The 12,040-nt window shown below is 34.1% G+C and carries 9 protein-coding genes; 4 read left to right on the top strand and 5 right to left on the bottom strand.

Going from position 1 to position 12,040, the window contains the following annotated elements; all coding sequences use genetic code 11:
- Nucleotides 1–95: 95 nt before the first annotated feature.
- Nucleotides 96–287 (bottom strand): hypothetical protein, encoded by a 192-nt coding sequence (locus ACZZ9T_RS03445; RefSeq protein ID WP_463429999.1) that lies wholly within the window; start codon nt 285–287, stop codon nt 96–98.
- A gap of 161 nt (nt 288–448) precedes the next feature.
- Between ACZZ9T_RS03445 and ACZZ9T_RS03440 the strand changes: the two genes are divergently transcribed.
- Nucleotides 449–793, top strand: coding sequence for a hypothetical protein (locus ACZZ9T_RS03440; RefSeq protein ID WP_463440929.1), 345 nt, complete (start codon nt 449–451; stop codon nt 791–793).
- A gap of 28 nt (nt 794–821) precedes the next feature.
- Here the strand turns inward: ACZZ9T_RS03440 and ACZZ9T_RS03435 are convergent, their stop codons facing one another.
- Genes ACZZ9T_RS03435 through ACZZ9T_RS03420 form a run of 4 tightly spaced genes read right to left on the bottom strand, consistent with a single transcriptional unit; the run spans nt 822 to nt 7,264 of the window.
- Entirely contained in the window at nt 822–3,491 is a 2,670-nt protein-coding gene (locus ACZZ9T_RS03435; protein WP_463440928.1) for a hypothetical protein, read from the bottom strand.
- 28 nt (nt 3,492–3,519) lie between these two features.
- Nucleotides 3,520–5,373, bottom strand: a complete 1,854-nt coding sequence (locus ACZZ9T_RS03430; protein ID WP_463440927.1) for a WG repeat-containing protein — start codon at nt 5,371–5,373, stop codon at nt 3,520–3,522.
- 2 nt (nt 5,374–5,375) lie between these two features.
- Nucleotides 5,376–6,170 carry a DUF2797 domain-containing protein gene (locus tag ACZZ9T_RS03425; RefSeq protein ID WP_463440926.1) on the bottom strand — a complete coding sequence of 265 codons (795 nt, stop codon included), beginning with the start codon at nt 6,168–6,170 and terminating at the stop codon, nt 5,376–5,378.
- Between the two features lie 35 nt (nt 6,171–6,205).
- A complete protein-coding gene (locus ACZZ9T_RS03420; RefSeq protein WP_463440925.1) occupies nt 6,206–7,264 on the bottom strand; it encodes a DUF389 domain-containing protein in 1,059 nt (352 codons plus the stop codon).
- A 75-nt stretch (nt 7,265–7,339) separates the two neighbouring features.
- On the opposite strand from ACZZ9T_RS03420, the gene ACZZ9T_RS03415 reads away from it, so the two are divergent.
- The 3 genes from ACZZ9T_RS03415 (at nt 7,340) to secA (ending at nt 11,909) form a co-directional block, all read left to right on the top strand.
- The gene (locus ACZZ9T_RS03415; protein ID WP_463440924.1) at nt 7,340–8,362 is read left to right on the top strand and encodes a GDP-mannose 4,6-dehydratase; all 1,023 of its coding nucleotides are present in this window, start codon (nt 7,340–7,342) and stop codon (nt 8,360–8,362) included.
- A 138-nt stretch (nt 8,363–8,500) separates the two neighbouring features.
- On the top strand, nt 8,501–8,722 hold the full coding sequence (locus ACZZ9T_RS03410; RefSeq protein ID WP_034709134.1) for a DUF2795 domain-containing protein: 222 nt from the start codon (nt 8,501–8,503) through the stop codon (nt 8,720–8,722).
- A 115-nt stretch (nt 8,723–8,837) separates the two neighbouring features.
- Nucleotides 8,838–11,909, top strand: a complete 3,072-nt coding sequence (gene secA, locus ACZZ9T_RS03405; protein ID WP_463440923.1) for a preprotein translocase subunit SecA — start codon at nt 8,838–8,840, stop codon at nt 11,907–11,909.
- The last annotated feature ends 131 nt before the right edge of the window (nt 11,910–12,040 follow it).

Here is a 12,040-nt window from a genome sequence, read left to right as displayed (position 1 = left end):
AAATAAGAAATTTTAACACAGAGGTTTTCCACAAAAAAAACCGATACCAAAAATTTTGGATACCGGTTTTTAAAAATTATATTTCTTACTACCTTTTATTTGAATGCATAATATTCGATACCATGATCATCGTCATTCAAATTTTTATCGAAATGTCTGTGATGATCAGAATAATAGTCGGAATATTTCTGATTTTTTTTACTCAGTATCTTTTTTACTCCTAAAAAGCCAAGCACCGCCAAAAGACCAACTCCTCCTGCCAGTAAAACTCCTACTTCTTTTTTCATATCTAGTACAATTTTGTAATTTGATGAAGCAAATAGTATACCTTTTTTAATTGGGGAAATGATAATTTTTGTTAATCTATCGTACACTATACTCCTCTTCCTTATAATATTACAGATCTCATTATGGTTTAATAATTGTACTTACTTAAAAAAATATTATTATGGATAATTTAGGAAACATCGACCAAATGACGACACTGAGCCAGGTTATGGAAACATTGCGGAAAAGAGGAATTGACAGAGAATTCAGGATGCATGAATCTTGCGAGATGAAGTATGAAGATTCAGACAAAGTTTATCAGCCCAATGAACTGACGATTTTGAAAACTTACCGTTTTGAAGGACCAAGTAATCCTGATGACAATGCGGTATTGTACCTTCTGGAAGATCATGAAGGAAATAAAGGAATTATCATTGATTCGTATGGTGCCGAAAGCAATTATCCGGGTCAAGAATTTGATGCTTTTTTACGGGATATACCGATTAATGAAAGTGACGAATATTAATTAAAATATATTATAAACAAACCTAAAGCTACTCAGTTTTGGGTTTTTCTTTTTTCTGAAATACTTTTTTAAGAAAACCTTTTTTCTCCTTTTTTTCATCGGGAGAGACCGCTTTAGAAATGTCTTTTTCTGCTTCCTGTACAGAATTTTTCACATCTTTTACAGTGTTTTTTACATCTTTTACGGTATTCTTCGTATTTTCAACGGCCTTTTTAGTTGTGTCAATATCTATTCCAATCAGGGTTTTCTTTAATCCGTTTTCGATTCCTTTCCAAAATAGGTTAAAGAAAGATTTGGTAGGATCTCTTTCAACATCTTCTACGACCACCGACTCCGGAAATTTTCCTGAATCTGACTTAACAAAAATATTCACCACAGCACTTAGAACCCCTTTTTTTTCTTTGCTGTCTTTATCTAAAATTGAAACTTTCAGGTCTTGATGTTTAATATTAAAAGTTCCACCAATACCTTTAGGATTTCCTTTAAAATTAAACAACATCTCCTGAATTGTTCCTGTTGCAGAAACACTTAAATAAGGCACCACAAAAGAATTCAGTGCGACAGCCGGAATATTGCTCAGCTTTCCTGCAATCGTAAAACGGTCATTTTGATCTGCGGTATTAAATCCCCAATTGACAGAAAGCGGTGAAGTTTTCATGAAAGTACAGTCGATTTTTATATCAACCTGCGTAGGTTTTCCTTTCATCTTAGCAGAATTCAGGTTTTTTACACTCATGTTGAAGTTTGTAAAGGTCAGTTTCCCAGGTCCGCTGCTTTTTGGGGTATCTTCCTCATATTCTAAAACCGAATTTTTTAGTTGAAGCTGATCTACAAACATCGGAATTTTAATCGATCTTAATAGTCTTGAATATAAGGGCTTTTCTTTCGGGTCATCTGCCGGAACTTTACTTCTGAAAATATTGGCGTTGGCAGATAAAATTGTCATATTGGTTGCATGGATAAATTTATTCTCTGAAAACAGATCCCAATTTCCACCGGCTGTTATCTGTACGGCTTTCAGATCATACAAATCGCTTTCAACCGGAATCATTTTAATAAACTGCGCTCTGGAAACAAGAGGCTTCATCGCAAACTGATCAATCCTGATTTTATTTTTATCGAATGCCAACATTCCGCCGGTCATGTGATAAAACTTGGTTTTGTACGCAAAATTCTTTGTCGTCAGCTGGTAATCTTTTATGCCAACAGCCAATCCACCATTCTTTTGGTTTTTAGTTAGTTCAATGTTTTTTATCGTAGCATTAAGATCATTAAAAGATAAAGGCTGACTTTCTTTATCATACGTAATATTTGAATTTTTAAGCGTAACATTTCTTACAAGAACAGGAAACTGAATTCCGTTGAAATCTGCTTTCTTATTTGGTTTTTTAATCGATCCTGCTGTTATTGTTCCATTAACTTCATTTACCAGAACATCTTTTACATCAAGATTAAGTTTTTTATCTACAATTTCCCATGTATTGATATTAAAAGCAATCTGTTGCGCCGTAAGATTCATCGTCGTTTTATCTGAAACAGAACCGTTAGGAACTATCGACACATTTTGTATGTTCCCTTTTTTCGGACTTATAGCCATACTTCCAATATGAATATCCTGGTGATTATAATATTGAATATCTTTTCCGGAAAAACTGAAATCTTTGTATTTCACCGGAATGATTTCCTTGGAGATTTCTTTGTCGAATTCAAAGTGATCAATATTTAAATTGACTTGTCTGGCGGATAAAAGCTTCTTCCCATCCGGTTTATTAACCTGAATGCTTGCATTATTAAGCTTAATATCATCCAGGTTCAACTCAAAATTAAAAGGTTTTTTCAGCTTGTCAGGAATTGCATTGGTGGTATACACTAAAATATCAGGATTTTGGAAAGTCGCATTGGCAAGTGATATCTTATTTTTCTTAAGAACAACGTCTTTAAAATCCATCTTCTGAATTTTAAACTGGTATAATTGAGGTTTTTTCGGATATAATTTTTTAAACAGATCAAAATCGACCAACGGCGTTAACCGGAAATCCTCCACCGACATCTGGCCGTTTTTGGTTGTTATTCTGTTAATTTTCAGGGTATATACCTTGTCGGGCTGATAGAAAAAATCTTTTCCTTTGATGCTGTACTGATCAAAAACTACTGGAAGCTGATCTTCCACAGATTTCTCTGTCATTTGAAGATTTTCCACATACAGATCCAAATCGGTAACCCCTAAAAATCTTTGTTTAGTATGCTTAAAAATATTGATGGTGCCTTTATTGATCCTGATGTTTTCAAAGCTAACAGGATTGTGCTTCTTGCCTGTTTTTTTATTAATCGGCTTGGCTAAAATTATATTGAGATTAGGATGGGCTAAAAGCAGATCATTTGAAGCAATCACCTTATTAAAAATGGCATCATAAATCCCGAAACGGCTTATTTTTAAGGTGTCAATAGTCCCCTGAAGCCCGATAACATTAATGTTCTGCGGATTTTTATTATTAACGGTAATACCATACGCCTGGATATTGCCTGTTGCCAGATCAACATTCAAAGATTTGTAAGAAACTCTATAATCGGTGTTTTTTTTAATATAATCAGGGAGCTGGGTTTTCAGCCAGATATTGATCGCTAAGTTGACAATCAGAATAAGCCCGAACAAAATTCCAAGACCTATCAGAAGCTTTTTAACCCAAGGTTTTTTCATTGTTTAATTTTATTGAAAATGCATTATTTTATTTTTTTGGAGGCAAAGGATATTCAGGAATTTGTTCCTTCTGCATAACTGGAATTTCAGAATTATCAATGACAAATTTCTTTGTGAGATTTGATTTTAAAACCTTTCCGTTTTCAGTAATCTGAAAATAAGAATAGCCTTTTTTTGCGTAAATTCTTGGTTCTTTATTGCTATAAAGATGGAAGTCACTTAAATTAGGATAAATCTCGTCATAAATAAAATCACATAATACTTCCCCTTCCTCATTCATAATACCTGCTTTGTTGTTCTTCATAGCGAAAATTAAGCCACGGATGTACATAAACTTATCATAAACTGGAGGAATGGTGACTTTAAAAGTTTCGTGGTCAATAAAACCCGTCTTTCCATTTTTCACAATAAATTTTGAGTGTTTTGGACCATATTCTGTCCAGTTCGAAATTTCGTTGTACTCTAAGGGAAGAATTACCTTTTTGTTGACATCTATAATTCCGAATTTTTTGTTTTTGGAAACGATAAGATAATTATGATTATTAAATATCGGCGTTACCGTATTATATCCATCTATTAATACTTGATTATTAATATTTATTACTTTATTATCTGCAATAAATAAGTTCTTTTTAATGAGTTCCTCATCATCAAATTTATCATATAGCGTATATATTTCTTTGTATTCAATAGGGATTCTAATTTGTCCTTTATTATCAATGATGCCGAATTTCTTCTTTTGAGAAACTGAGAGAAGATCAGTGCCTTCAATTTTGTAAATTTCATCAAAATCAAAAGGGATAATTTCCTCCCCGGTGGAAGCAACCATTCCGTATTTGTTTTCAAGATTTTTAAAAATCAAAAATGGGGTGTTAATAGAAAAATCATTGTAAACTGGTTCATAAGAGTCTCCTAATTTTTTTAAATCCCTATTATAAATAGAATATATCTTACCTTTTCTCGCATTGTAATATTCCGAAGAATTGTGATTTGAATCAGAATAATCTACATAATCATGTTCTATGGGTACTCGTGCTTCACCATTAGATTTTATCATTCCATATTTACCATTTTTTTTAACAATTGCATTTTGGTAGGTGTCAAAAACAGATGCCGAATCAAATTTATTATCAGGAAATGCGGGTTTTATTTTTTCGTTAAGGAATTCGTATTTTTTATCCCTAAGAACTAAGACGGCTCCATTTTTAAAATAGGTTGTTACTTCACTTAAATTTGATGGAGGTTTTATATTTAAATTATATCCGCTAAAAACTTTATCAAACACGAAATCTGAAATTTGATTTCCTTTACTATTAAAAAATCCCCACTTCCCTTTTTGAGAGGCAATGACAATATCATCTGCATGAGAGTTTCCTATAGACTCATAGCTTATTGGGATTACTATTTCGCCGAGTTTATTTATAAAACCATATTTATTGTTCTTAGAAACACTACATAATCCCTGACAAAAAAAACCGGTCCCATCGAAATCAAAAGGAATAGCTACTCTACCTTTGGTATCTAAAAAGCCATATTTTCCATTTTTCTTCACACTTAATAGCCCTTCTGAGAAAAGATCTAGGTTTCCATAATCTGGAGGAATAATTATCTCCCCTTTTGTGTTGATGTAAAATTCTTTTCCATTATTTTTTGTGTATGCTAAAAGGTTATCATCAAAAGGGTTTATAAAGTCATATTCAAAAGGAATTTGTATAATACTGTCTTTATCAATAAAACCATATTTTCCATTTTTATTGTGTACTCTGAAAAAACCAGTCTCTTTATCCTTTTCTATATAATCAATTTCGTTTTTAGATATTTTCTGAGAACTAGAATTACAAGAAATTAAGAACACAGATAGGAAAAAAATGATTTTTTTCATCTTTATATAATTTGTAACTCAATCACATATCCTTCATGCCCTCTCACATTCATAAAATTTCCACCTTCAAAAGCTAAATACTGACCCTTAATTCCTGTAAGCTTTCCTGTAAATTCAGGATTTTTATCAAGAGTAAATGAATTCACTTTTTCCGGTTTTGAATAGGGGTAATCAAACTTCCACATATTTTCTCCTTCAGAATAAAACTTTTGGAAATCATCAGGAAAATATTCTTTTATTTTCTGTTGAAAATCTGCCAAATCAACGTCATCTTCAAAATCGTCCTGAAGCATTTTTCTCCAGTTGGTTTTATCTGCAAGATGCTCTTTTAGGGCAACTTCAATCATTCCGGCTTCGTAGCGGTTTTCGGTTCTGGCAATTGGTAGTGCAAATGTTGCGCCTTGGTCAATCCATCTTGTCGGAATCTGTGTATTTCTTGTCACACCCACTTTCACATCGCCGGTATAAGCCAGATATACAGTATGCGGTTGCAATTGGATCTGCTTCTCTACATCAAGATCACGCTCACCAATTCCTAAATGTGCTGTAGAAAGTTCAGGACGAATGATGGTGTCACTTGCATAGGGACTTTCAAAGAAACAGCTTTTGCAAAATCCCATTCGATAAATTGTTTTGTTTAATCCGCAGTTTACACATTGATAACCTGTATGTTTTATGCTCAGTTCTTTTCCCAATAATTCATTCATGTGTATTAAATCTCCTGAAAGGTTTAGATAATATTGAATGGGTTGATCATTGAAACTCGTCATTTTTAAAACTTGCCCTTGAAACTGCATAATTGAAAACTTTTAGTAAATATAAAATTTTAAGATCATTTATTATTCTTTTGAGATTTTATTTGGTCTATTTCGTTCTTTAAAACCGAAATCTGTGCCTGAAGATTTTTTATCTCTGGAGTCTGTACATTCTGTTGCCTTGGAGCGTATTTCCAGATCAGATGAATATCTTTGACGAGAGTATCATGTTCATTTAATCTTTCCTTACTGATCGTCATACTGTCATTGAGTAGTGTGATTTTCAGAAAATCTTTTTCTTTATCTTCAAATGTTTCGTAATTGATAATGGCCAGTTCAGGATGATTGACTTTTATATTGTTGATATACTTTTCAGATCGTTCTCTCAGTTTTTCTTTTTCCCATTTTTTCTTGGTAAGCAAAATGCTTGGGATTAAAATAACGGCAGAGATTAAACTGATGAATAAAGAGATTTTACGGTTTTTGATTTTGTTTTTCTCAATATAATATTTCTGGTATCCTAAGATGATGCTGAGAATCCAGGTTCCCACACCAATGAAAAAACAATTGATAAGATAAAAATAAAAGCCACCCCAAAAATAGTCCCAATTTCCGTTTGCAATTCCGAAACCTGCCGTACAAAGCGGAGGAATACAAGCCGTGGAAACCGCAACGCCCGCTATTACTTTAATAGCTTCTTTTCTTACAATTCCCAGAAACCATGCGAAACCGCCTAAAATTGCCAGAAAGCAGTCAAAAATTGTTGCCGATTTAAAACTTTCAAGCTGTGCTGTTTCTGAGTGAAAGGGAGAAACGAAAAAATAGAGCGTTGACGAACACAATGCTACGACAATCATCAGAACCCAATTGATCACACCTAATCGTATAAGGTGCCTGTTGCCTGTAGAAAACCCGAAAGCAGCACCAACGATTGGTCCCATCAAAGGCGATATCAACATTGCGCCAATGACAGCAGCTGAACTGTTGATATTCAAACCCACACATGCAATTCCCATAGAAATCACCAAAAGCCATAGATTGTGCCCTCGAAAATAAATTCCTTCCTCTATTTCGTTAAATGTAAATTGCTCATCTTCCTCTCTGGGTAAAACAAATAGTTTCTGGAAATTAATCATTCATTTATTTTAAAACAAAAGTATGAAATCAGTTTTCAACTATTATTAATAAATTTGTCATCTAAAAACATAAGCATGACGTATCTCGTTACGGGTGGAAGCGGATTTATTGGTTCTCATTTGGTGGAAGAATTATTAAAACAAGGACATTCTGTCATAAACATTGACAACTTTGATGATTTCTATGATTATCAGGTGAAAATTAAAAACACTTTAGATTCTCTTGAAAAAAACATTGATTTTAAATTTTCTGATAAACAGAATGATATTGAACATTTAGTTTCTATTTCAAAATCAAAACATTACACTTTATATTATCAGGATATCAGAGATAAAAAAGGTTTAGAAGAAATCTTTAAAAACCATCAGATTGATCTCATTATTCATTTGGCAGCACTTGCAGGAGTACGACCATCCATCGAGAGACCTTTAGAATACGAGGAAGTCAACGTACGGGGAACGATGAATCTTTGGGAATTATGCAATCAATTCGGGATTAAAAAATTCGTTTGCGCTTCATCATCAAGTGTATACGGAAATAATGAAAAGATACCTTTTTCTGAAGCAGATTACGTAGATAAGCCCATTTCGCCCTATGCAGCAACAAAAAAATGTGGTGAAATTTTAGGTCATGTTTATCATAGTCTTTATCATATTGATATGATTCAGTTGAGGTTTTTTACAGTATATGGACCGAGGCAAAGACCTGATCTGGCGATACATAAATTCACAAAACTCATTTCAGAAAATAAGGAAATCCCTTTCTACGGTGACGGAAATACAGCAAGAGATTACACCTACATTGATGATATTATAGATGGAATTGTAAAATCAATTATTTATTTGGAAAACAATTCAAAAGTATATGAAATTATCAATTTGGGCGAAAATGAAGTCATCATTTTATCTGAAATGCTGTCAACTATAGAACAAAATCTTGACAAAATTGCCGTAAAAAAATTACTGCCAATGCAGCTGGGAGATGTTCAGAAAACCAATGCTGACATCACAAAAGCCCGAAATTTAATTGGCTACAAACCAACGACAAACTTCCAAAATGGCATAAAAATATTTGTGGAATGGTTTTTGAGAAAATGACATCAATCTACTTCACTCACGCTGATTACAGCATTTGGGGTAAAAATAGACGAAATTTAATAAAAGAATTGAAAATCAAGTCATAAAAAAAGTTTATAATATAACCTATTTTTATACTTTTGCAAAAAATAATAAATTATGTACTGGACATTAGAATTAGCTTCATACCTAAGCGACGCACCTTGGCCGATGACAAAGGCAGAACTTATCGACTACGCAATAAGAACTGGTGCACCGATGGAAGTTGTAGAAAACCTTCAGGCAATTGAAGACGAAGGTGAAGTATACGACGCAATCGATGAAATCTGGAGTGACTATCCTACGGACGAAGATTATCTTTGGAACGAAGACGAATATTAACAAAAGCATCAGGCTTTAGGCAATATGCTTAAAGCTTTTTCAATAAATAATATACACCAACCGGTGTAATTTTAATACGCTTAAAGCCTGAGGTTTTGAGCTTAAAACAAATTCTATGAGTTTTTTAAATAAAGTTCTTAAAGGGTTTTTGGGAGACAAAAAAGCGCAAGACCTGAAAGAAGTAAAAAAAGTTGTAACAAAAATCAAATCTGTAGAACCAGCCATTGGAGAATTGTCTGATGATGGTCTAAGAGAAAAAACTGCTGAATTTAAATCTAAAATTAAAGAAGCGACCAATAAAATTACAACTCAGATAGAAGAAATTAAAGAGCAGATCAAAAACTCAAAAAATGTTGATGAAAAAGAAGCTCTTTTCTCTAAAATAGAAACTTTGAAAAAAGAATCTTACGAAATTGAAGAAAAAGTTCTTCTACAGGTTCTTCCCGAAGCTTTTGCATTAATCAAAGAAACATCCAGACGATGGGCTCAGAACGGAGAAATCCGTGTGACAGCCACTGACTGGGACAAAGAACTTGCGGCTACTAAAGATTTCGTTGAAATTCAGGGGAACGAAGCAGTTTGGAAAAACTCATGGAATGCAGCCGGAACTCCTATCTTATGGGATATGGTACATTACGATACTCAGTTCATTGGTGGTGTGATTCTTCACAGCGGTAAAATTGCCGAAATGGCAACAGGTGAGGGTAAAACACTGGTAGGTACACTTCCTATTTACTTAAATGCACTTCCGGAAAGAGGGGTACACGTTGTAACAGTGAATGATTATTTGGCGAAACGTGACTCTGCGTGGATGGGACCATTGTATCAGTTCCACGGGATGTCTATCGATTGTATTGATAATCACCAACCCAACTCAGACGGAAGAAGGAAAGCATACAATTCAGATATTACTTACGGTACCAATAACGAATTCGGTTTTGATTACCTGAGAGATAACATGGTGGCTTCACCTTCAGAACTGGTACAGAGAGAACTCAACTTTGCTATTGTGGATGAGGTTGACTCTGTTTTGGTAGATGACGCAAGAACACCATTGATTATTTCCGGTCCGGTTCCTCAGGGAGACAGACAAGAATTTGATGTTCTGAAACCTTCTATTGATAGAATTGTTGAGGTTCAGAAAAAAACAGTTTCTGCAATCTTTAATGAAGCTAAAAAATTAATTGCAGCAGGAAATACTAAAGAAGGAGGATTCAAATTACTTCAGGCTTACCGAGGTTTACCGAAAAACAGACAGCTAATCAAATTTTTATCCGAAAGCGGAAACAGAGCATTACTTCAGAAAACCGAAGCTCAATACATGGCAGATAACAACCGTGATATGCCGATTGTAGATAAAGATTTGTACTTCGTTATCGAAGAGAAAAACAATCAGGTTGATTTGACCGACAAAGGTGTTGAGTACATGTCTCAGGGAAATGAAGATAATAACTTCTTCGTTCTTCCGGATATCGGAACCGAAATCGCTGAGGTTGAAGCTAAAAATTTATCTAAAGAAGAAGAGTTTGAAGCTAAAGAAAAATTATTTTCTGAATTTGCTGAAAAATCTGAGCGTGTTCACACGATGAGCCAGCTATTAAAAGCGTACACATTATTTGAAAAAGATGATGAATATGTTGTTATTGACGGTGAAGTGAAAATCGTTGATGAGCAAACTGGTCGTATCATGGAAGGAAGACGTTATTCAGACGGTCTTCATCAGGCGATTGAAGCTAAAGAAAGCGTAAAAATCGAAGCAGCTACTCAGACTTTTGCAACGGTGACTCTTCAGAACTATTTCCGTATGTACAACAAACTTGCGGGGATGACAGGTACAGCAGAAACAGAAGCGGGAGAACTTTGGCAGATTTATAAATTAGACGTTGTGGTCATTCCTACCAACCGTCCGATTCAGAGAAACGACAAACAGGATTTGGTTTTCAAGACCAACAGAGAAAAATACAATGCAGTAATTGAAGAAATTGAAAATTTAACATCAGCGGGAAGACCTGTACTAGTAGGTACAACTTCTGTTGAAATTTCGCAGTTGCTTTCAAAAGCGCTTCAGTTGAGAAAAATTCAACACCAGGTATTGAATGCGAAGCTTCACAAAAAAGAAGCGGAGATTGTTGCCGGAGCAGGACAGCCGGGAGTTGTGACAATTGCAACCAACATGGCAGGTCGTGGTACCGATATTAAGCTTTCTAAAGAGGTAAAAGAATCTGGTGGTTTAGCTATTATCGGTACAGAAAGGCATGATTCCAGACGTGTTGACAGACAGTTGAGAGGTAGAGCAGGACGTCAGGGAGATCCCGGAAGTTCTCAGTTCTATGTTTCTTTGGAAGATAACTTGATGCGTTTATTCGGTTCTGAAAGAATTGCTAAAATGATGGACAGAATGGGTCATAAAGATGGTGAAGTGATTCAGCATTCTATGATTTCTAAATCTATCGAAAGAGCTCAGAAAAAAGTAGAAGAAAACAACTTCGGAACAAGAAAGAGACTTCTTGAATACGATGATGTAATGAATAAGCAGCGTGACGTAATTTACAAGAGAAGAAAGAACGCATTGTTCGGAGATCACTTGAAGTATGATATCACCAATATGATTTTTGATGTCTCAAACTCTATTGTGGCAAAAGGCAAAGCGACAGGAAATTTTAAAGATTTTGAATTTGAAGTGATCAAAAATTTCACAATGGAATCTCCGGTTTCTGAAAATGATTTTAAATCAAAACAAATTCCTGAACTGACTGACCTTCTTTTCAAAGCTGCTCAGGCTGATTATGATATGAAATTGAACCTTTTGAAAGAAAAATCATTCCCTATCATTGAGAATGTGTATCAAAACCAGAGTTCAATGTTCAAAATGATTCAGGTTCCTTTCTCAGACGGCGTTAAGACATTAACGATTGTTACAGATTTAAAAGAAGCTTTTGATTCAAAATGTGACAGCTTAATTAATGATTTTGAAAAGAACATTACTTTATCAATCATCGATGAAAACTGGAAACTTCACCTTCGTGAAATGGATGACTTGAGAAAATCTTCTCAGGGAGCCGTTTATGAGCAGAAAGACCCATTGGTTATTTACAAACAGGAATCATTCCACTTGTTCAGCGAAATGGTAGACAAAATGAATAAAGAAATTATTTCATTCTTATACAGAGGAGAAATTCCTGCATAATACAATTTAAAAGTTTAAAACCCTGTTTCAGATTCTGAAGCAGGGTTTTTTTTATGAAAAATTTATATTCATTAAAAAGATGATAAAAATCACAAGATTGTTTTATTTAGAATAATTAAAAACAATATATT

Source organism: Chryseobacterium sp. AC417, assembly GCF_979258215.1.
The sequence above is the reverse complement of the archived record's forward strand: the minus strand, read 5'-3'. Positions and strand labels throughout refer to the sequence as shown.

What these genes read in the sequence shown, in the direction of transcription:
- ACZZ9T_RS03445 (WP_463429999.1), bottom strand. Translation starts at nt 287, where the DNA reads ATGAAAAAAGAAGTAGGAGTTTTACTGGCAGGAGGAGTTGGTCTTTTG.
- ACZZ9T_RS03440 (WP_463440929.1), top strand. Translation starts at nt 449, where the DNA reads ATGGATAATTTAGGAAACATCGACCAAATGACGACACTGAGCCAGGTT.
- ACZZ9T_RS03435 (WP_463440928.1), bottom strand. Translation starts at nt 3,491, where the DNA reads ATGAAAAAACCTTGGGTTAAAAAGCTTCTGATAGGTCTTGGAATTTTG.
- ACZZ9T_RS03430 (WP_463440927.1), bottom strand. Translation starts at nt 5,373, where the DNA reads ATGAAAAAAATCATTTTTTTCCTATCTGTGTTCTTAATTTCTTGTAAT.
- ACZZ9T_RS03425 (WP_463440926.1), bottom strand. Translation starts at nt 6,170, where the DNA reads ATGCAGTTTCAAGGGCAAGTTTTAAAAATGACGAGTTTCAATGATCAA.
- ACZZ9T_RS03420 (WP_463440925.1), bottom strand. Translation starts at nt 7,264, where the DNA reads ATGATTAATTTCCAGAAACTATTTGTTTTACCCAGAGAGGAAGATGAG.
- ACZZ9T_RS03415 (WP_463440924.1), top strand. Translation starts at nt 7,340, where the DNA reads ATGACGTATCTCGTTACGGGTGGAAGCGGATTTATTGGTTCTCATTTG.
- ACZZ9T_RS03410 (WP_034709134.1), top strand. Translation starts at nt 8,501, where the DNA reads ATGTACTGGACATTAGAATTAGCTTCATACCTAAGCGACGCACCTTGG.
- secA (WP_463440923.1), top strand. Translation starts at nt 8,838, where the DNA reads ATGAGTTTTTTAAATAAAGTTCTTAAAGGGTTTTTGGGAGACAAAAAA.